Below are 20,045 nucleotides of genomic sequence, written 5' to 3'. Positions count from 1 at the left end.
TCTATGGCGGCCATGAAGCCGAGGACCGGAGACGGACCGATGGAGGCTGTTAAGGAGGGCCGACTCATCGTCGTGCGCGTTCCGCTCGAAGGAGGCGGACGCCTCGTCGTCTCGGTCAACGATGCAGAGGCGAAAGAGCTGCACGACGCGCTCGCGTCGGTGGTGTCTCCCGCCTGATCCGCACCGTCGTGAACGCCCGTCGCACACCGTGCGGCGGGCGTTCCGTCTTTCCTCGGTCGGCCGCGCTCGTCAGGCGCGGCGCTTGTTGGCCTGCAGCAGGCCGTCGCCGATCGGCGAGAGCACGCTGACCACGGCGGGGGAGGCGCAGACCTCGGCCACCAGCGTGCGGAACGCCGTCGCGATCTCGTCGCGCTGCGCGGGGTTGGCCACGCGTCCGCGCCAGAGCGCGTGGGGGACGAGGACCGTCCCGCCCGGACGGACGAGCCGCAGCGCGTGCTCGACGTTCTCGATGACCTGCAGCGGATCGCCGTCGACGAAGACGATGTCGTAGGAGTTCTCGTTCATCCGGGGCAGCACCTCGAGGGCGCGGCCCGGGATGAGCCGCAGCCGGTTGGGCGAGATGCCCGCCTCGTGGAACTGGGCGCGCGCGTGCTGCTGGTGCACGGCCTCGGAGTCGATCGAGGTGAGCATCGCCTCGGGGGCGCCGTCGAGCAGCCACAGGCCGCTCACTCCGGTGCCGGTGCCGATCTCGATGATGGAGGTCGCGCGCGCCGCGGCGGCGACCAGCGCGGCCTGCGCTCCGATCGAGGGGGAGACGGCGTCGATGCCCAGCTCGACCGAGAGCCGGCGGGCCGAGGCGATGGCCTCCGACTCGACGACCGCGTCCTCGGCGTACTTCCAGTTGGCATCCTTGTCGGACACGGGGGCGCTCCTCTGATCGGTGCACCGAGCGGATCGCGCCCGGGCATCGTCAGGGTACGGTGGCGCGCGGGCTCCGCGAGGGAGGCGCGGCGGGTTAGTGTTGTCCTCGTGTTCGGTCTGACGTTCGACAAGCTCCTCATCATCGGGGTCATCGCTGTCTTCGTGCTGGGTCCCGACCGCCTCCCGCACTACGCCGCCCAGCTCGGGCAGCTCGTGCGCAAGGTGCGCGGATTCGCCACGCAGGCCCGGGAGCGCGTCAAGGACGAGATGGGCGACGAGTTCAACGACGTCGACTGGAAGAAGCTCGACCCGCGCCAGTACGATCCCCGCCGCATCATCCGCGACGCCCTGCTCGAGGACGATCCGGCCCCCACCGTGAAGCCGCCCACCGCTGTCGCCGCTCCGGTCGTGCCGGGCGGCACCGGCTCCGCGCAGGACAGCTACTACACGACGATGCAGCGCTCCGTCTCGTCCGGCACGCTCTCGAGCGTCGCGCCGCCGCCGATCGACTCCGAGGCCACCTGAGCCCTGCTCCGCGAGGAGCGTCGGGCGGGCGTCTCGACCGACGCCGCCCGCACGAAGCCGCGCGGAGGCGTCAGCCGACGGCGAGCGGAAGCCGACGGCCGGTCAGTCCCCGCGGCCGCGCGGCGAGCGTCGCCGCCAGGGCGTCGATCGCCCGGGCGGCAGGATCCTCCGGATCGCCGACGACGACGGGCACGCCCTCGTCGCCCCCTGCCCGCAGCGCCACGGAGATCGGCAGCGACGCGAGCAGCGGCACCTCGTCGCCCGTCGCAGTGAGCCGACGCGCGACCTCGGCCCCGCCTCCGCTGCCGAAGAGCTCCAGCACCGAGCCGTCGGGCTGCGGAAGCCCCGACATGTTCTCGACCACTCCGACGATGCGCTGACCCGATTGGCGGGCGAGCGCGCCGCTGCGCTCGGCCACGTCGGCGGCCGCCGGCTGCGGGGTGGTGACGATGAGGACCTCCGCATGCGGGAGCAGCTGCCCGATGGAGATCGCCACATCCCCCGTGCCGGGAGGCAGGTCGAGCAGGAGCACGTCGAGGTCGCCGAAGTACACGTCGGTGAGGAACTGGGAGATGGTGCGGTGCAGCATGGGTCCGCGCCAGGAGACGGCCGCCCCCCGGGTGTCGCCCTCGAGGAACATCCCGATCGAGATGACCTTCACGCCGTGCGCCACCGGCGGCAGCATCAGCTCGCCGACGCGGGTGGGCCCCGCGACGCGCCCGTCGTGCATCAGGCCGAGCAGGCCGGGGATGGAGAAGCCGTGCACGTCGGCGTCCACGAGGCCGACCGCGAGCCCCCGCTGAGCGAGGGCGACCGCGAGGTTGGCGGTGACGGTCGACTTGCCGACGCCGCCCTTGCCGCTGGTGACCGCGTACACGCGGGTGAGCGAGTCCGGGCCGAAGGGCATGCTCCGGCGGCCGCCCTGGAGGCGCTCGGTGAGGGCGGTGCGCTGCGCCGGAGTCATGACTCCGACCACGACATCGACCGCCGTGACTCCGGGAGCCGAGGCCGCGGCCTCGCGCACGTCGCGCTCGATCGCGGAGGCGGCCGGGCAGCCGACGATGGTCAGCCGGATCGCGACGCGGACGGCTCCGTCGGCCCCCGCCTCGACCGACTCGAGCATGTCGAGCTCGGTGATGGGCTTCCGGATCTCCGGATCGACGACGCGGGCCAGCGCCGTCCTGACGGCGGTCTCGATGGCGGCGACGTCAGGCATCGCGCCGCTCGGGCTCCTGCGCCCGATCCTTCTCGAGCTCCTCGAGCAGGCCGCGCAGCTCCGAGCGGATGAAGTCCTTGCTCGCCATGTCGCGGATCGCCAGGCGCAGGGCCACGACCTCGCGCGCGAGGTACTCGGTGTCCGCGAGGTTGCGCTCGGCCCGCTGACGGTCCTGCTCGATCTGCACGCGGTCGCGGTCGTCCTGTCGGTTCTGCGCGAGCAGCAGGAGCGGCGCGGCGTAGGAGGCCTGCAGCGAGAGGATCAGCGTCAGCACCGTGAAGCCGAGGGCCTGAGAGTCGAAGCGAGCGTCCGCGGGCCCGTAGGTGTTGAACATCAGCCAGAAGACGCAGAAGATCGTCATCCCGACCAGGAACCACGGCGTGCCCATGCCGCGGGCGAACGACTCGGTCAGGCGGCCGAAGCGGTCGCTGCTCGGGCGGTTCCGCCGCGAGAGGACGCGGGTGCGCAAGCCCTTGGGAGCGTCCAGGCGCCGGTCCTGCTTGGTGTCCCTAGCCACGCGCGCCCCTCCGTCCCCGTCGTGTCCTGCCTGTCGCCGCGGGTGCCGGCGGCACGAGCGGGACGCCCTGCGTCGCCGTCGTCACCGGCTTCCTCGGTTCGTCGTCGTCGCCGTGGCTGCGCCAGTCGTCGGGGAGGAGGTAGTCGAGGACGTCGTCGATGGTCACGACGCCGACGAGGCGGTGGGACGCGTCGACGACGGGCACCGAGACGAGGTTGTAGCTGGCCAGGATCCGGGCGACCTCGGCCGCCGAGGTCTCGGGCGTGATCGGGTCCATGCTCTGGTCGAGCAGGGTGCCGAGGCGCTCGTGCGGCGGGTAGCGGAGCATCCGCTGGAAGTGCACCATGCCGAGGAAGCGGCCGGTCGGCGGCTCGTAGGGCGGCAGTGTGACGCAGACGGCGGCGCCGAGGGCCGGGGCGAGCTCGTGGCGGCGGATGAGGGCGAGACCCTCGGCGACGGTCGCCTCGGAGGAGACGATGATCGGCTCCGTGGTCATCAGACCGCCGGCGGACTCCGGGGCGTAGGTGAGGAGCATGCGGACGTCGTCGGCCTCCTCCGGCTCCATCAGCTCCAGGAGCGCCTCGCCGCGCTCCTCCGAGAGCTGGGCGATCAGGTCGGCCGCGTCGTCCGGCTGCATCTGGTCGAGGACGTCGGCTGCGCGGTCGTCGTCGAGCCGGCCGAGGATCTCGACCTGCTCGCTCTCGGGCATCTCCTCGAGCACGTCCGCGAGGCGGTCGTCCGAGAGCTCGCCGGCGACCTCGAGCATCCGCTGCTGCGGCAGATCGAGGAGCGTGCTGGCGAGGTCGGCGGGCTTGAGCTCGGAGAGGCTGGCGACGTACTGCTCGGCGGACTGCGCCTCGGTCGAGACGCTCTCGCGGACCTCGCGCCAGCCGGCGAAGGCGGTCGCGCCCTTGGCGAAGGGGGAGGGGCTGGTCTTGGGCCGGCGGACGAAGAGCTGCGCGAGCTCCCACTCGCCGGGAGCGGCCTCCTCGATCGCGACGTCCTCGACGACCGCGTCACCGGAGCCGTCCACGAAGGTCACCCGGCGGCCGAGGAGCTCGGCGATGACGCGGACCTCGCCGCCCCGCTGCTCGAAGCGGCGCACGTTGATGAGCCCGGTGGTGATGATCTGGCCGCTGCCGATGCTGGTGACCCGGCCGATCGACACGAAGACGCGACGGCGCCCGGGGATCTCGACCACCAGGCCGACCACCCGCGGGGCGTCGTTCTGCCGGTAGACCAGGAGCACGTCGCGGACCTTGCCGACGCGATCGCCGGCCGGGTCGAAGACACTGCATCCGGCCAAGCGCGCGACGAAGACTCTGGCGGAACTCACGGCTACAAACCTAGTCCCGTGCAGCCGGGCGGACGCCGAGCGTTCCCGGCTCGCCCTCGGCCGGTTCTCCGAATCCGTTCAGAGACCTTCAAGTGGCCTGTGCGATTCTGTCCGGGTGACTCAGCAGACGCCGTTCAGCGGCCGAGGGCCGGCCTTCCCCACGATCCCGCGCGGGGAGATCCTCGCCACGTTCGACACCTACCAGGAGGCGCAGGCCGCCGTCGACGTGCTCGCCCGCGCCGACTTCCCGGTGCGCCAGCTCGCCATCATCGGCAACGAGCTCAAGAGCGTCGAGCGGGTGACCGGCAAGCTCACCTGGGGCCGCGTCGCCCTCGCCGGAGCGGCCTCCGGCGCCTGGCTCGGTGTGTTCCTGGGCCTCCTGCTCATCATCTTCTCGCCGACGACGGAGCTCTCCTTCCTCATCGCGGCGGTCCTCCTCGGCGCCGGCTTCGGGATGCTCTTCGGGCTCGCCTCCTACGCCGTGAACCGCCGCCGTCGCGACTTCACCTCGACCATGCAGGTGATCGCGACCAGCTACTCCGTGCTCGTGGACCCCGAGGTGGTCAACCGCGCGCGCAACCTGCTCGACGGCGGCACCTCCCCGGCGGAGGCGCCGCAGACGGCCTGGGCTCCGCCGCCCGCTGCGATCGGCGACCCGCAGCCGCAGCCCGTCCGCCCCGAGGACGACCCTCGCTGACGATCCTCCACGAAGGCCCCCGGTCCGCCGGGGGCCTTCGTCATTCCCGGGGCGGGGCGGCTCAGGCGGAGCCGACGGGCGGGAGGACGATGTCGACCGCGAGACCCCGGGGGGAGCGGTTGACCAGGGCGACCGTCCCGCCGGCCGAGAGCACGGTGGTGTGCACCAGTGCCAGTCCGAGACCGCTGCCGCCGGAGGCGAGGGTCCGGGAGTCGTCCGGGCGGGAGAAGCGGTCGAAGGCGACCGGGATGAAGGCGTCGGGCATCCCCGGTCCGTCGTCCGAGACGCTGAGCATCAGGCGCCCGTCCGACTGCGAGAGGGAGGCGACGATCATGCCGCCGCCGTTCATCGCCTGGATCGCGTTCCTCACGAGGTTGTCGATCACCCGGCCGAAGTCCTGGGACGCGACCGCGTAGAGCCGCGCAGGCTCGCGCTCGTCGATCTCGTAGTCGATCTCCACCCCCGACTCCGAGGCGAGCAGGCGGGTGCGGTCGACGGCGCCCACCAGCTCGTCGACGAGCTCGGCGAAGGGAGCGGTCGGGCGGACGGTGCGGCTCTCGATGCGCGAGATGTCGAGCAGGGCGGACGCGAGGCGCACGAGCCGGTCGACGCTCTTCTGCGCATCGAGGATGACCCGGTCGACCGCGACCGGATCGTCGACGCGGTGGTGGGCGATCTCGAGCTGCGCGGAGAGCGCGGCGAGGGGAGTGCGGAGCTCGTGGCTCGCATCCGACACCATCTGCTTCTCCCGGGCCAGCGACGCGGTCTGCTTGGTCAGGAACGCGTTCAGCGTCACCGCGAGCTCGTCGATCTCGTCGCGCGTGCCGACGACCGGGAGCTGGTCGCCCTGCCCGGGCTCGGCGGCGATCTGATCCGCGCGCGCCCGCATCCGGCGCACCGGGGCGAGGGCCGCGCCCGTCAGGATCCACGAGGCGAGCCCGAACGTGACGACGAGGAAGATCGCGGCGTAGACGAGCACGTGGGCGAAGTCGTCGAGGACGAGCTGCGACGCGGCCTGATCGCGGGCGGAGGCGACCTGCCAGACGCCGCGATCGCTCTCGATGGCCGTGAAGCGGACCAGGTAGCTGCCGTTCGCCGTCGTCACGTCGGCGTACCGGGGCGAGGTGTCGGCCGGCTCCTCCGCCAGAGCGCTGAGCACCTCGCCGCTCAGGCGCGAGGGCATGGTCGAGGTGCTGACGCTCCCGTCGGGAGCGAGGGCGAGGAACAGCTGGCCCGTCGACGAGCCCTGCGTGCGCGGGACGTTGCCCGCCGAGATGTCGCGGCGCACCTCGTCCTCGATCGACATCAGGATCGTCCGCTCGCTGCGGTCGACGATGCCGGTGACCACCTGGTAGAAGAGCAGCGCCGCGAGCGCGAAGAGGGCGGTCGCCACAGCGACCGTTCCCACGGTGATCCTCGCGCGGATCGAGAGCGCGCCGACCCGGCGGCGTGCCGTGCTCATCCGCGACACGGGCTACTCGACCGGGCGGAGGAAGTAGCCCTTGCCGCGGACGGTCACGATGCTGACGCCCGTGTCCTCGGTCGGGAGCTTCTTGCGCAGGTAGCTGACGTACTGGTCGACGATGTTGTTGTCGACGATCTCGCCGCCGCCCCAGATCTCGGAGAGGATCCGCTGGCGGGTCACGACGGAGCCGACGGGAGTGATGAGGAGCTTGAGGAGCTCGAGCTCCTTCGGGCTGACGTGGATGCGCGAGCCGTCGGCGGTGCGCCGGATGCTCGATCCGTCCACGGTGATGCGTCCGACGTCGATCGAGGTGGACATCAGCGACGGGCTGCGGCGCAGGAGGGCCCGGAGGCGCGCGTTGAGCTCGGTGAACGCGAACGGCTTGGTGAGGTAGTCGTCCGCTCCGGCGTCGAGCCCGAAGACGCGGTCCTCGATCGCGTCCCGCGCGGTCAGCAGCATGATCGGCGTGGGCCGGCCGAGCTCGCGGATCCGGCGGCAGATCTCGAAGCCCGACATCGCCGGGAGCATGACGTCCACGATGGCGGCCGAGAACTCGGCGTTGCTGAACGCGACGAGCGCGTCGATGCCGTTCGTGGTCAGCACGGCCTCGTAGCCGGCGTCTTCGAGGCCGCCGACGAGGGCCTCACCCATGGCTGGATCGTCTTCGACGACAAGGATCTTCACGCGCTCACCCTACGGCCCGGCTCCCAGGAGGACGCACTGGGCGGGCCGTGTGTCGATCGGATGCGGGATCGACCCATCCGATCGGCGCTGGGCGACGAATGAGGAGCAACAGACCGCTCGGGGGCGTGGCGGGAGAGGCGCGATCAGTGGCGCATTTCTACTCTTCTCTCCCCGTCGGCCCGATGATCCTGTTCGCGAAGTTCACCTCTACCGTCACCCGAAGGCGGCACAAAATGCTCAATATTCTTTCCATCTGGGCGCGTCTCGCGCTGTCGGTCCTCCTGTGGATCGTCCTTCTTCCCGTCATGCTCGTCCTGCTGCCGTTCCGCACGGGCAGGAGCGCCTCGCTCCCCGCCCTGCGACCGGTGCCGGTTCCCGCACCGACGGTGGCGATCGACACCCGGAGCACCAGCGGCGCGTACTAGGCCCACTTCCCGGTCGTTCCGGGCTCGACGCCCCGCTCCCATGAGCTCCGGCGTCGTCCGCCCACCGATCCCCGACGCCCGAACAGCCTGCCCCTCTCCGCCAGGAGGGGGCGCGGCTGTTCGTCGTTCCCCGGGTCGATCCCGACTGACCGACAGATGTCGATTTCGGCTCCTCTCGATCGCGAGCCGCGTCAAGCCCTTCGCAGAATCTCAGGGACTGGCAATACAGTGCTCGCACATGGTTCACCGATCGGAAGGAACGCGGATGCTCCGCGCCACGCTCGACACCGCTGGGATCCAGCTCGATTCGACCACGGGATCCCCCGTGCGCCCCGACACCCCGGTCTCGGTGGTCGCGTCGGCGCCTCAGAGCCTGATCTCGCGGATGCTCGGACGCCGCCGCTGCGAAGCCTGCGGAGCGGCCTCGGCCCGTCGCCGCGACGGCTTCTGCTCGGCCGACTGCGCCGGCACCTTCCACCTCTACGAGTGAGCCCGACCGGCCGAGTGCCGGTGGTGAACGTCCCGAAGGCCCGTGATCGACGATCGCGGGCCTTCGTGCTGTCTCGGGAGTGTCGGAGCGCCGGCTGAGGAGCGCCACGGTCGGACTCGGTCGCCCACCGGGTGACGCCGCTCGGTCCGTGATGGAGGGGTGCGCCTCGAGGGGCGTCGAGCACCGGAGCTGAGCGCCCATGTGCGAGGAAGGAGAGCGGAGGACCGCGGATGTGCCCCCAGTAGGATTCGAACCTACGCCCCTGCCTCCGGAGGGCAGTGCTCTATCCCCTGAGCTATGGGGGCCAGGAGTGCCTGACCACATTAGCACCCGGGCGGGGCGGGCCCGACGCCGGGAGCGGTCCTCCCGCATGCCACGATGGAGCCATGCTGCGCACCGTCTCCGCCTCGCTGGATCTGCGTCTCAACGGCCCGACCGACCTGATCTTCCTGGTGGCGGCGACGCCCACGGGCGACTCGTTCGAGGACTCCTTCACCGTCCGGCTCGACGGTCAGGACGTGCCGGTGCGGGAGTTCCCGGCGCGGCACGGCGCCCGCGTGCACCGCGTCGCGGGGAACGAGGGCGACCTGCGGGTCGAGTACCGGGCGCGGGTCGCCGGGCACGGCGCTCCGGACGAGCCGAGCGAGCTCGAGCTCGTCGAGTACCTGCGGCCGAGCCGGTACGCCGAGGCGGACGTGCTCGGCGGGATAGCCCGGCGCGAATTCGGGCGGGCCCGGGGCCTCGAGGCGCTGACGGCCGTCGAGGAATGGGTGCACGGCCACCTGTCGTACGTCTACGGGTCGACGGTCGGCACCGGGGGAGCGGCGCAGGTCATCGAGAGCGGCCAGGGCGTGTGCCGGGACTTCGCGCACACGGTCGCCGGGCTGCTCCGCGCCCTCGACATCCCCGCCCGGGTGACGGCGGTCTACGCGCCGGGCCTCGAGCCGCGGGACTTCCACGCGGTCACGGAGGCCTGGGTGGGCGGCGCCTGGCACGTCGTGGACGCGACCCGGCTGGCTCCGCGCGGGTCGATGCTGCGCATCTCGTCCGGCCGGGACACGGCCGACACCGCGTTCCTCAGCAGCTACCTGACGGACCTGCGCCTGACCGGGATGAGCGTGGAGGCCGACTGCGACGCGGCGCTCGTCGACGACCACGTCTCGCCGGTGCGCCTGGGCTGACGCCGGGGCTCAGTCGGCGAGGACGCCGATCGCCGACCGCACGAGCGGCTCGGGGTCGCCCGGCTCGACGAAGGAGGCGCTGGACGCCTCGATCCAGTACTCGCCGACGAAGGCGTCCGCGACGCCCCGCCCCTCGGCCACCTGGTAGTAGCCCTCGATCTCCGGCGGCTTGCCGTAGGTGGGGACGGCCTTGCTGGTGGTGAAGAACTCGTTCTTGAGCGCCTCGATCACCGCGGGGTCGAGGTGGGCCACGGCCAGCTGCAGCTCGGCGCCCGAATCGTCGGACCATCCGCAGACCAGGCCGTCGTACTGGGCGATCTCCTCGGAGACGGCGGTGGTCCCGATGCCGTCGTCCGGGGAGAATCCGCCCCACAGGCCCGCGAGCGCCGAGGCCGGGACCAGCTGCTCGCAGGCGAGGGGGATCGGCGTGCCGCTGACGGCGCCGCTCGCGCTCGGCTCCGGGTCGGCCGCGGCGGAGCAGCCGGAGAGGGCCGCCGCGGCGAGGGCGACGAGGAGGAGGGCGGCGGGACGGCGCATGCGTCGCACCCTAGCAACGCCGCCCTGCCGAGCGGCCTCACGGTGCAGGAGGGACGGGGGGCGCGGGCGCGGCGGCCGGTAGAATCGCTCCCCGTGACTCCCGAACAGCTCGCCGCCTCCCTGCACGCCCTCGTCCTCGACGCCGTGCAGCGACGGGGGAGCGATGCGGGCGTCGAGCTCTCGGACGTCGTGCTGGAGCGCCCGAAGAACCGCGACCACGGCGACTGGGCCTCGAACATCGCGATGAAGCTCGCGAAGCGGGTCGGCGCGAACCCGCGCGAGCTCGCCGCCGAGCTGGCCGAGGGGCTGGGCGCGGTCGAGGGCGTCGCCACGGTCGAGGTCGCCGGTCCCGGCTTCCTCAACGTCCGGCTCGAGGCCGCGGCCGCGGGTGCCCTTGCCGGCGCGATCGTCGAGGCGGGCGAGGCCTACGGCACCGGGTCCGCCTACGCCGGCGTCCGGATGAACCTCGAGTTCGTCTCCGCCAACCCCACCGGCCCCATCCACATCGGCGGGACGCGCTGGGCGGCGGTCGGCGACAGCCTGGCCCGGATGCTCCTCTCGCAGGGCGCCGAGGTGACCCGCGAGTACTACTTCAACGACCACGGCGCGCAGATCGACCGCTTCACGCGGAGCCTCCTCGCCGCCCACCGCGGCGAGCCGACCCCGGAGGACGGCTACGGCGGCGCCTACATCGGCGACATCGCCGAGCGCGTCGCGGCCGCCTACCCGGGCGACCTCGCCGTCCTGCCCGAGGAGGAGCTCGCCGAGACCTTCCGCTCGATCGGCGTCGAGCTGATGTTCGGCGAGATCAAGCAGAGCCTGCACGAGTTCGGCGTCGACTTCGACGTGTACTTCCACGAGAACTCCCTGCACGAGTCGCGTGCCGTCGACCGCGCGATCGAGCGCCTCCGCGAGCTCGGGCACATCTTCGAGGCGGACGGCGCCACCTGGCTGCGGACCACCTCGTTCGGCGACGACCGCGACCGCGTCATCATCAAGAGCGACGGGGAGGCGGCCTACATCGCGGGCGACCTCGCCTACTACCTCGACAAGCGCGAGCGCGGCTTCGATCGGGCGATCATCATGCTCGGCGCCGACCACCACGGCTACATCGGCCGGATGATGGCGATGTGCGCGGCGTTCGGCGACACCCCGGGCGTGAACCTCGAGATCCTGATCGGCCAGCTGGTCAACCTGCTCCGCGACGGCGAGGCGGTCCGGATGTCCAAGCGGGCGGGGACCGTCGTCACGATGGAGGACCTCACGGAGGCCGTCGGCGTGGACGCCGCGCGCTATTCGCTGGTGCGCTCCTCGGCCGACTCGACCCTCGACATCGACCTCGACCTGCTGACCAAGCGGAGCAACGACAACCCCGTCTACTACGTGCAGTACGCCCACGCGCGCACCCGCCAGGTCGCGGCGAAGGCCGCGGCGTCGGGCGTCCCCGTCGAGCCGTTCGCGCCCGAGACGCTGGTGCATCCGACCGAGTCGGCGCTGCTCGGCGGCCTGCAGGAGTTCCCGCGCATCGTGGCGCACGCCGCGGAGCTGCGCGAGCCGCACCGCGTCGCGCGGTACCTCGAGGAGGTCGCCGGCCTCTACCACCGCTGGTACGACAACTGCCGGGTCGTGCCGCAGGGCGAGGACCCGGTCGAGGCCGTGCACTCGACCCGGCTGCGCCTGAACGAGGCGACCGGGCAGGTGCTCCGCAACGGGCTCTCCCTGCTGGGCGTCACGGCCCCGGACCGGATGTGAGCGCGTCGGGGGCGGCGCCGCGGCGCCGGCGCGGGGGACGCGCGGCCGTGGTGGTCGTCGTGGTGCTGGTGCTGCTCGTGGTCGCGGCGGTGGTGGGCGACTCGCTCGCCCGCCGCGCCGTCGCGGACCGCGCCGCCGCGAGCCTCCGCGAGGCGCTCGCACTGCCCGCGGACCGGGCGGTGGACGTCGACGTCGCCGGCTGGGCCGTTCTCCCGCAGCTCGTCTCGGGGCGACTGGACCGGCTCGACCTGCGCAGCTCGGACGTGACGTTCGGCGAGCTCGACGGCGACGTCGCTGCGACCCTGATCGGGGTGCCGGTGAGCGGCGTCGGAGCGGTCGAGTCCGGCAGCACCACGGTCGCGATCGACGCGGCCTCGGTCTCGCGGCTCGTCACCGAGCGCAGCACCGTTCCCGTCGACGAGGTGACCCTGGACGCTCCGCTCGTGCGCGTGACCGCCTCCGTCGAGGTGCTGGGCCTCCGGCTCGGCGCGGGCGTGGGGATGGAGCTCGCGGCCGTGGACGGCGCCATCCGGCTGACCCCGGCCGAGGTCTCCGCCGCCGGTGCGACCTTCTCGGCGACCGACTTCCGCGACCGCTTCGGCGCCGTCTCCGGCGACCTGCTCGCTCCGTCCTCCGTGTGCATCGCGGACTCGGTGCCGCGCGGACTGACGCTGACCGGAGTCGAGGTCGCCGACGAGTCGCTGAACGCGAGCTTCGCGCTCTCTCCGACGTTCCTCAGCGACCCCGCGGAGCAGGAACCGGGCACGTGCGCCTGAGCCCGCGCGGCGCCGCCGCCCCGGACCGGTAGGATCGGAGCCCTGTGCCGGCGTCTTCCGCGGGCCGAACACTGACATCGCTGGCTTCAGGGGTCAATCCGGACCCGCTCGCCCCGCAGTGACGCTCCCACTCTCTCCTGTGAGGTCTCACCCGTGGACACCGTCGACGCCCGCGCCCCCCGGCATCCGCTCGCGCCTGAGTGGCTGCACACGCCCGCCGACCCGAACGCCCTGGCCGACGGCGTGTGGCCGGACAGCGCCGAGCGCGGCGAGGACGGCGGGATCCGGATCGCCGGAGTGCCCGTCGCCGAGCTGGTGCGCGAGCACGGCACTCCTCTCTACGTGGTGGACGAGGCCGACGCCCGCCGCAGGGCCGTCGAGATGCGCGAGGTCTTCGCCCGCGAGCTCGGCCGGATCGGCACCGGCGTCACGGTCTACTACGCGGGCAAGGCGTTCCTCTCGACCGAGGTCGCCCGCTGGATGCGCGACGAGGGCCTGAACCTCGACCTCTCCAGCGGCGGCGAGATGGCAGTGGCCCTCGCCGCCGGGATCGAGCCCGAGCGCTTCGGCCTCCACGGCAACAACAAGTCGCTCCGCGAGATCGACAGGGCCGTCGAGGTGGGCGCGGGCACGATCGTGCTCGACAGCCTCGTCGAGATCGAGCGCGTCGCAGCCGCGGCCGAGCGGCACGGCCGCGTGCAGGCGGTGCGCCTCCGGGTCAACAGCGGAGTGCACGCGCACACCCACGAGTTCCTCGCCACGGCGCACGAGGACCAGAAGTTCGGCCTCGCACTCGCCGACTGCCCGGCCGCGGTCGCCCGCATCCGCTCCTTCTCCTCCCTGCGGTTCCTCGGGCTGCACTGCCACATCGGATCCCAGATCTTCGGCTCCGCCGGGTTCGCGGAGTCGGCGTCGCGCCTGCTCGACGTCCACGCGGCACTGCTCGCGGACGGGCCCGTGCCGGAGCTCAACCTCGGCGGCGGCTTCGGCATCGCGTACACCAGTGCCGACGACCCGACCCCGATCGCCGAGATCGCGGCCGCCGTCGCCGACGCGGTCGCCGAGCAGTGCTCCGCCCGCGGCGTCCCGGTGCCGCACATCGCGATCGAGCCCGGCCGCTCGCTGATCGGGCCCGCCGGCGTCACCCTCTACGAGGTGGGCACCGTGAAGGATGTGACGGTCGGCTCCGAGGGCTCGACCGCGGTCCGCCGCTACGTCAGCGTCGACGGCGGCATGAGCGACAACGCCCGTCCGGCGCTCTACGGCGCCGACTACACGGCGCGGATCGCCGACCGCTCCTCCTCGGCCGAGCCCGCCCTCGTGCGGGTGGCCGGGAAGCACTGCGAGTCGGGCGACATCGTCGTCCACGACGACTTCCTGCCCGCGGACGTGCGGCCGGGCGACCTGCTCGCCGTCGCCGCGACCGGCGCCTACTGCTGGTCGCTCGCCAGCAACTACAACTACCTCGGGCGCCCCCCGGTGGTCGCCGTCCGCGACGGGCGCTCGCGCGTCCTCGTGCGCGGCGAGACCGAGGAGGACCTCCTCCGCCGCGACGCCGGCATCGAACGAAAGGCCACCTCCCGATGATCGAGTACCGCAGCCTCCGCGTCGCCCTGCTGGGCGCCGGGTCCGTCGGTGCCCAGGTGGCGCGCCTCCTGCTCGACCACGGCGACGAGCTCGCCCAGCGCGTGGGGGCGCCGCTGGAGCTCGTGGGCGTGGCCGTCAGGGACGTGGACGCGCCCCGCACCGCCGACATCCCGAAGCACCTGCTCACCACCGACGCCGAGTCGCTGATCCTGGGCGCCGACATCGTGGTCGAGCTGATCGGCGGGCTCGAGCCCGCCCGCAGCCACATCCTCACGGCGATCTCGTCGGGCGCGGACGTGATCACGGCCAACAAGGCGCTGCTCGCCGCCCACGGCAACGAGCTCTTCGAGGCCGCCGACCAGGTGGGCGCCCAGCTCAACTACGAGGCGGCCGTCGCCGGCGCGATCCCGATCATCCGGCCGCTGCGCGACAGCCTCGCCGGCGACCGGGTCCACCGCATCCTCGGCATCGTCAACGGCACGACCAACTACATCCTCGACCGGATGGACACCGAGCACGCGAGCCTCGAGGACGCGCTCGCCCGCGCGACCGAGCTCGGCTACGCCGAGTCCGACCCGACCGCCGACATCGAGGGCTACGACGCGGCGCAGAAGGCGGCGATCCTCGCCCGCCTCGCTTTCCACACCGACGTCCCGGTCACCCTGGTGCACCGCGAGGGCATCACCGGCATCACGAAGGCGCAGGTCGACCAGGCCCGCGACTCCGGCTACGTGATCAAGCTGCTCGCGATCTGCGAGCGGCTGACCGACGCCAAGACCGGCGTGGAGGGCGTGTCCGCGCGGGTCTACCCCGCGCTCGTGCACCGCTCCCACCCGCTCGCGGCCGTGCACGGGGCCAACAACGCGGTCTTCGTCGAGGCGGAGGCGGCCGGCGACCTGATGTTCTACGGCGCCGGCGCCGGCGGGATCGAGACGGCCTCCGCCGTCCTCGGCGACGTCGTGTCGGCCGCCCGCCGCCACGTCGTCGGCGGCCCCGGCCTGGTGACCAGCGCGAGCTCCGGGCTCGCGGTCCTCCCGATCGGCCACGTCACCACCCGGTACCAGGTCACCCTCGAGGTGCTCGACCGCCCCGGCGTGCTCGCGCAGATCGCGGGCGTCTTCGCCGACCACGGCGTCTCGGTCGAGACCCTGGTGCAGACCCCGCCCGGCGCCGACCCGCTGGAGGAGCAGGGCGGTGCGGAGCGGCGCGAGCCTACCGCTACCCTGGTCATCGGCACGCACGCCGCGGCGGAATCCGATCTGGCGGCCACCGTCACCGCCCTCCATTCCCATGGTTTCGTCGGCGCCGTGACGTCCGTTCTACGAGTTGAAGGAGCCTGAGATGGCCAAGCAGTGGCGCGGAGTCCTGCACGAGTACGCGGACCGCCTCGATGTCACCGAGGCGACCCCGGTCATCACTCTCGGCGAGGGCGGCACGCCGCTCATCCCCGCGGCGGCCCTCTCGGCGCGCACGGGCGCGAAGGTGTGGGTCAAGTACGAGGGCATGAACCCGACCGGCTCCTTCAAGGACCGCGGCATGACCATGGCGATCTCGAAGGCCGTCGAGCACGGCGCGAAGGCCGTCATCTGCGCTTCGACCGGCAACACCTCCGCGTCGGCCGCCGCCTACGCGACGCACGCCGGCATCACCGCGGCCGTCCTGGTGCCGGAGGGCAAGATCGCCCTGGGCAAGCTCAGCCAGGCGATCGCGCACAACGCGCAGCTGCTGCAGGTGCAGGGCAACTTCGACGACTGCCTCGACATCGCCCGCGACCTCGCGAAGAACTACCCGGTCCACCTGGTCAACTCGGTGAACCCGGACCGCATCGCCGGCCAGAAGACCGCGGCCTTCGAGGTCGTCGAGGTGCTGGGCGACGCGCCGGACTTCCACATCGTCCCGGTCGGCAACGCGGGCAACTACACCGCCTACTTCCGCGGCTACTCGGAGGAGCTGGAGCGCGGCGAGTCGACCCGCCTCCCGCGCATGTTCGGCTTCCAGGCCGAGGGCTCCGCTCCGATCGTGCACGGCGCCCCGGTCCGCCACCCCGAGACGATCGCCAGCGCGATCCGGATCGGCAACCCGGCCTCGTGGGAGCTCGCCCTCAACGCGCGCACCGTCAGCGACGGCTACTTCGGCGCGATCAGCGACGAGAAGATCCTCGAGGCGTACCGCATCCTCGCGGGCGAGGTCGGCGTCTTCGTCGAGCCGGCGTCGGCGATCAGCGTCGCGGGGCTCCTCGAGCGCGCCGAGGCCGGAGCGATCCCGAAGGACGCGACCGTCGTCCTGACGGTCACCGGCCACGGGCTCAAGGACCCGCAGTGGGCGCTCCGCACGGCCGACGGCGCGGACATCACGCCGACCGTCGTCCCGGTCGACACCGCCGCGATCGCGGACGTGCTGGGGCTGGCCGGCGCATGACCTCGGCGGTTCCCGTCGGCCGCACCGTCCACGTCAAGGTCCCCGCCACCTCGGCGAACCTGGGCCCCGGCTTCGACACGCTCGGCCTGGCGCTCTCGTTCTACGACGAGCTCGACGTGACGGCCGTCGCGGCCACGGGTGCGCGGGTCACCGTGCACGGGGTCGGCGAGGGAGAGGTGGCGACCGACGAGACGAACCTCGTCGTGCAGGCCATCGCGTACACGTTCGCCGACCAGCGGCAGGAGATGCCCGGCATCGAGGTGATCGCGCGCAACATCATCCCGCACGGCCGCGGGATGGGCTCGTCCGGCGCCGCGATCGTCTCCGGCATCATGGCCGCGAAGGGCCTGCTCGAGGGCGTCGTCGAGCTCGACTCGGACGACCTCCTCCGCATCGCCACCGAGATGGAGGGGCACCCCGACAACGTGGCGCCCGCACTGTTCGGCGGCCTCACCATCGCCTGGGTCGAGCCGCACGCCTCCGGCGCCGACGACTCGCCGCTGCGACCGCGCTCCAAGAAGCTCATGGTCCACCGCGGCGTGTCCCCGGTCGTCTTCGTGCCCGAGCACACCATGTCGACGCGGCTGGCACGCTCGCTGCAGCCGCAGAGCGTGCCGCACGAGGACGCGGTGTTCAACGTCTCGCGCTCCTCGCTCCTGATCGCCGCCCTCATCCAGAGCCCGGAGCTGCTGTTCGCGGCGACCGAGGACAAGCTGCACCAGAACTACCGCGCGGCCGCCATGCCCGAGACCTCAGCGCTGATCGCGCTGCTGCGCTCGCACGGCTACGCGGCCGTCGTCTCGGGTGCCGGACCGAGCGTCCTGGTGCTCTGCAGCGACCCCGCCCAGCGCCTCGCCGCCGCGGATCTGGTGGAGCGGGAGGCCCCCACGCCGTGGCGCGCGCACATGCTGGCCGTCGACTTCAAGGGTGCTACAGTGGGGACCGCATCCCGAGGAACCGCGTAACGAGCGGAATCTGTCCGACGGATCGTCCCGACAACCACGGCCATCACATCGTGTGAAGGGCGCCCCTGCTCCTCTTGCAGACCGGCGCCTGGTCTCCGGGCCCTCTCCTCGCTCTCTGCGGCAGTCGGTCCCGGCGGCCGAGAGCATCGCGTGGATCAGAACACGCGATGGCACCGCACGGTCGATGAGCTCTCCCGGTGAGCACTCGTTCCCGGGGGGAAGGAACCCTCTCCAGTGACAGACGTCAACACCCACGGCTCGGCCGTGGACCTCACCGCCGACCTCTCCGGTCTGCGCGTCGCCGAGCTCCAGGCTCTCGCGACGGGGCTCGGCCTCGGCGGCGCCTCCAAGCTCCGCAAGGGCGAGCTGGTCCAGGCCATCTCGGACCTGCGCGCCGCCTCCGCCGAGGACGCGCCCGCCGCGATCGCCGACGCGGTCGCTCCGGACGACGCAGCGGTCGCCCCGGACGTCGACGCCACCGGCGTCGAGGCCGAGCCGGCCGATGTGGCCGAGCAGTCCGCTCCGCAGCCCGAGGCGCCGGCGGAGCTGCCGACGCCCGTCGAGAGCACCGAGGCCGACACGGCCGACGTCCTCGAGCAGGCCGCGCCCATAGTCGACGAGCCCTCCGCGACGGCCGCCGAGTCGGCCCCCGTCGAGCTCGAGCTCCCCGCGGCGGCCGAGCCGGTCGCCGAGCCCGCCGAGCGCGCGCCCCGCCGACGCAGCTCGCGCCGCGCCTCCAGCGGCACCGTCGCCGCCGGCGAGCACCTCAACATCCCCGGCGGGACCGGCGTGGAGTCGCTGATCCCCGACCTCCCCGTCATCGAGCAGGACCGCGACGCCGACCAGGCCGCGAAGCCCGTCATCGACATCGAGCTGCCCAACGGGCCGGAGTCGGACGACTCCTCCCGCGAGGGCGGCCAGCGCGAGCGCCGCGGACGCCGCCGCAGCCGCGGGGGCGCCTCCGAGCAGGCCGAGCAGGCGCCCGCCGAGAACGACGCCGACTCCTCCGAATCCGGCGACCAGCAGGAGCAGCAGGGCGGAGACCAGCAGCAGAACGGCGACCAGCAGGGCACCGGCCGCGGCCGCAACCGACGCAACCGGAACCGCAACCGCGGGGACGACCGCCAGAACGACGCTCAGCAGAGCCCCGCCGCGCAGTCCCAGCCGCAGAACGGCCAAGGCGCGCGCGGCGCCGCGCAGTCCGAGGGCCAGCAGGCTCCTCAGCAGAACGGCTCCGGACAGCCCCAGAACGGCCAGCAGGCCGAGGGCGAGGACGGCCGCCGCAGCCGCTATCGCGACCGCAAGCGCCGCGGCGGAGTGATCGGCGACGACTTCGAGCCCGAGATCGGCGAGGACGACGTCCTCATCCCGGTCGCCGGCATCCTCGACGTCCTCGACAACTACGCCTTCGTGCGCACCACCGGGTACCTCCCCGGCGTCAGCGACGTCTACGTCTCCCTCGGCCAGGTCAAGAAGTACAACCTGCGCAAGGGCGACGCGGTCGTCGGCGCCATCCGCCAGCCCCGCGAGGGCGAGGGCGGCGGCCGCCAGAAGTACAACGCGATCGTCCGCGTCGACTCGATCAACGGCCAGACCGTCGAGGAGGCCGCTGCGCGCGTCGAGTTCCAGAAGCTCACGCCGCTCTACCCGACCGAGCGCCTGCGCCTCGAGACGGAGCCCGGCAAGCTGACCCAGCGGATCATCGACCTGGTCGCCCCGATCGGCAAGGGACAGCGCGGCCTGATCGTCGCGCCGCCCAAGGCCGGCAAGACCATCGTCCTGCAGCAGATCGCCAATGCGATCGTGCAGAACAACCCCGAGGTCCACCTGATGGTCGTCCTGGTCGACGAGCGTCCGGAGGAGGTCACCGACATGCAGCGCACCGTGCGCGGCGAGGTCGTCGCCTCCACCTTCGACCGCCCGGCCGAGGACCACACGACCGTCGCCGAGCTCGCGATCGAGCGCGCCAAGCGCCTGGTCGAGCTGGGCCACGACGTGGTCGTGCTGCTCGACTCCATCACCCGTCTCGGCCGCGCCTACAACGTGACCGCTCCTCCCTCGGGCCGCGTGCTCTCGGGCGGCGTGGACGCCTCGGCGCTGTACCCGCCGAAGAAGTTCTTCGGAGCGGCGCGCAACATCGAGAACGGCGGCTCGCTCACCATCCTCGCGACGGCGCTCATCGAGACCGGCTCGAAGATGGACGAGGTGATCTTCGAGGAGTTCAAGGGCACCGGCAACATGGAGCTCCGCCTCTCCCGTCACCTCGCCGACAAGAGGATCTTCCCCGCCGTCGACGTGAACGCCTCCGGCACGCGCCGCGAGGAGATGCTGCTCAGCGCCGACGAGGTCAAGATCACCTGGAAGCTGCGCCGCGCCCTCGCCGGGCTCGACCAGCAGCAGGCGCTGGAGATCATCCTGTCGCGCCTGAAGGAGACCTCGTCCAACGTCGAGTTCCTCATGCAGGTCTCGAAGTCGGCCGTCGGCCCGGCCACCGCCGGCCACGGCAACGGCCACCACTAGCGCCCCGACGTCCGCGGTCGCCCCTGTCACCGGGGGCGGCCGCGGACGTTTTCGCGTCCCCGGGCGATGAGC

20 protein-coding genes and 1 tRNA gene are annotated in these 20,045 nt (G+C 72.5%); 13 read left to right on the top strand and 8 right to left on the bottom strand.

The annotated features are described in order from the left end of the window. Window positions 1-3 precede the first annotated feature (3 nt). Complete coding sequence (locus C5C29_RS00765; protein WP_068208299.1) at window positions 4-177, top strand: DUF3117 domain-containing protein; 174 nt, start codon at window positions 4-6, stop codon at window positions 175-177. Between the two features lie 72 nt (window positions 178-249). Here C5C29_RS00765 and C5C29_RS00760 read toward each other — a convergent pair whose 3' ends face one another. Continuing rightward, window positions 250-882 (bottom strand): O-methyltransferase, encoded by a 633-nt coding sequence (locus tag C5C29_RS00760; protein WP_104222989.1) that lies wholly within the window; start codon window positions 880-882, stop codon window positions 250-252. Between the two features lie 108 nt (window positions 883-990). Here C5C29_RS00760 and C5C29_RS00755 point away from each other — a divergent pair, with 108 nt between their 5' ends. Further along, window positions 991-1,407: a twin-arginine translocase TatA/TatE family subunit gene (locus tag C5C29_RS00755; RefSeq protein WP_146076468.1), complete on the top strand. Its 417-nt coding sequence runs from the start codon at window positions 991-993 to the stop codon at window positions 1,405-1,407. Window positions 1,408-1,477: 70 nt separating this feature from the next. Here the strand turns inward: C5C29_RS00755 and C5C29_RS00750 are convergent, their stop codons facing one another. The 3 genes from C5C29_RS00750 to C5C29_RS00740 are packed head-to-tail and all read right to left on the bottom strand — an operon-like array spanning window position 1,478 to window position 4,476. Beyond that, a complete protein-coding gene (locus C5C29_RS00750; protein WP_104222990.1) occupies window positions 1,478-2,623 on the bottom strand; it encodes an Mrp/NBP35 family ATP-binding protein in 1,146 nt (381 codons plus the stop codon). Further along, a complete protein-coding gene (locus C5C29_RS00745; protein ID WP_104222991.1) occupies window positions 2,616-3,140 on the bottom strand; it encodes a DUF1003 domain-containing protein in 525 nt (174 codons plus the stop codon). The genes C5C29_RS00750 and C5C29_RS00745 overlap by 8 nt, the downstream gene beginning before the upstream one ends. Beyond that, a complete protein-coding gene (locus tag C5C29_RS00740; protein WP_104222992.1) occupies window positions 3,133-4,476 on the bottom strand; it encodes a magnesium transporter MgtE N-terminal domain-containing protein in 1,344 nt (447 codons plus the stop codon). The genes C5C29_RS00745 and C5C29_RS00740 overlap by 8 nt, the downstream gene beginning before the upstream one ends. Before the next feature lie 115 nt (window positions 4,477-4,591). Between C5C29_RS00740 and C5C29_RS00735 the strand changes: the two genes are divergently transcribed. Beyond that, a complete protein-coding gene (locus tag C5C29_RS00735; RefSeq protein ID WP_258062215.1) occupies window positions 4,592-5,173 on the top strand; it encodes a general stress protein in 582 nt (193 codons plus the stop codon). Between the two features lie 61 nt (window positions 5,174-5,234). Here C5C29_RS00735 and C5C29_RS00730 read toward each other — a convergent pair whose 3' ends face one another. Continuing rightward, window positions 5,235-6,635, bottom strand: a complete 1,401-nt coding sequence (locus tag C5C29_RS00730; RefSeq protein ID WP_146076469.1) for a cell wall metabolism sensor histidine kinase WalK — start codon at window positions 6,633-6,635, stop codon at window positions 5,235-5,237. A 12-nt stretch (window positions 6,636-6,647) separates the two neighbouring features. Then, complete coding sequence (locus C5C29_RS00725) at window positions 6,648-7,322, bottom strand: response regulator transcription factor (RefSeq protein WP_258059273.1); 675 nt, start codon at window positions 7,320-7,322, stop codon at window positions 6,648-6,650. Between the two features lie 146 nt (window positions 7,323-7,468). Here C5C29_RS00725 and C5C29_RS00720 point away from each other — a divergent pair, with 146 nt between their 5' ends. Next, window positions 7,469-7,747 carry a hypothetical protein gene (locus C5C29_RS00720; protein WP_104222995.1) on the top strand — a complete coding sequence of 93 codons (279 nt, stop codon included), beginning with the start codon at window positions 7,469-7,471 and terminating at the stop codon, window positions 7,745-7,747. 265 nt (window positions 7,748-8,012) lie between these two features. Next, the gene (locus C5C29_RS00715; protein ID WP_104222996.1) at window positions 8,013-8,237 is read left to right on the top strand and encodes a hypothetical protein; all 225 of its coding nucleotides are present in this window, start codon (window positions 8,013-8,015) and stop codon (window positions 8,235-8,237) included. 233 nt (window positions 8,238-8,470) lie between these two features. Here the strand turns inward: C5C29_RS00715 and C5C29_RS00710 are convergent. After that, window positions 8,471-8,542, bottom strand: a tRNA-Arg gene (locus C5C29_RS00710). Window positions 8,543-8,623: 81 nt separating this feature from the next. On the opposite strand from C5C29_RS00710, the gene C5C29_RS00705 reads away from it, so the two are divergent. Then, window positions 8,624-9,418: a transglutaminase family protein gene (locus C5C29_RS00705; protein WP_104222997.1), complete on the top strand. Its 795-nt coding sequence runs from the start codon at window positions 8,624-8,626 to the stop codon at window positions 9,416-9,418. Between the two features lie 9 nt (window positions 9,419-9,427). On the opposite strand, the gene C5C29_RS00700 is transcribed toward C5C29_RS00705, so the two are convergent. After that, window positions 9,428-9,955 carry a hypothetical protein gene (locus C5C29_RS00700; protein ID WP_104222998.1) on the bottom strand — a complete coding sequence of 176 codons (528 nt, stop codon included), beginning with the start codon at window positions 9,953-9,955 and terminating at the stop codon, window positions 9,428-9,430. Window positions 9,956-10,048: 93 nt separating this feature from the next. On the opposite strand from C5C29_RS00700, the gene argS reads away from it, so the two are divergent. From argS to rho, 7 genes are all read left to right on the top strand, one after another. Beyond that, window positions 10,049-11,707: an arginine--tRNA ligase gene (gene argS, locus C5C29_RS00695; RefSeq protein WP_104222999.1), complete on the top strand. Its 1,659-nt coding sequence runs from the start codon at window positions 10,049-10,051 to the stop codon at window positions 11,705-11,707. 47 nt (window positions 11,708-11,754) lie between these two features. Beyond that, the gene (locus C5C29_RS00690; RefSeq protein WP_104262485.1) at window positions 11,755-12,483 is read left to right on the top strand and encodes an LmeA family phospholipid-binding protein; all 729 of its coding nucleotides are present in this window, start codon (window positions 11,755-11,757) and stop codon (window positions 12,481-12,483) included. Window positions 12,484-12,636: 153 nt separating this feature from the next. Continuing rightward, a complete protein-coding gene (gene lysA, locus C5C29_RS00685; protein WP_104223001.1) occupies window positions 12,637-14,070 on the top strand; it encodes a diaminopimelate decarboxylase in 1,434 nt (477 codons plus the stop codon). Further along, window positions 14,067-15,410: a homoserine dehydrogenase gene (locus C5C29_RS00680; protein WP_104223002.1), complete on the top strand. Its 1,344-nt coding sequence runs from the start codon at window positions 14,067-14,069 to the stop codon at window positions 15,408-15,410. Before lysA ends, C5C29_RS00680 begins: the two co-directional genes overlap by 4 nt. A 1-nt stretch (window position 15,411) precedes the next feature. Then, a complete protein-coding gene (gene thrC / locus C5C29_RS00675; RefSeq protein ID WP_104223003.1) occupies window positions 15,412-16,488 on the top strand; it encodes a threonine synthase in 1,077 nt (358 codons plus the stop codon). Then, window positions 16,485-17,453, top strand: a complete 969-nt coding sequence (gene thrB, locus C5C29_RS00670; RefSeq protein WP_104223004.1) for a homoserine kinase — start codon at window positions 16,485-16,487, stop codon at window positions 17,451-17,453. Before thrC ends, thrB begins: the two co-directional genes overlap by 4 nt. A 234-nt stretch (window positions 17,454-17,687) precedes the next feature. After that, complete coding sequence (gene rho / locus C5C29_RS00665; RefSeq protein ID WP_104223005.1) at window positions 17,688-19,973, top strand: transcription termination factor Rho; 2,286 nt, start codon at window positions 17,688-17,690, stop codon at window positions 19,971-19,973. Window positions 19,974-20,045: the final 72 nt, after the last annotated feature.

Origin of the sequence: Rathayibacter sp. AY1H2 (assembly GCF_002931985.1) — a bacterium.
Taxonomy (GTDB): domain Bacteria; phylum Actinomycetota; class Actinomycetes; order Actinomycetales; family Microbacteriaceae; genus Rathayibacter.
Note: the sequence above shows the minus strand (reverse complement) of the source record. Positions and strands in the feature narration are given on the sequence as shown.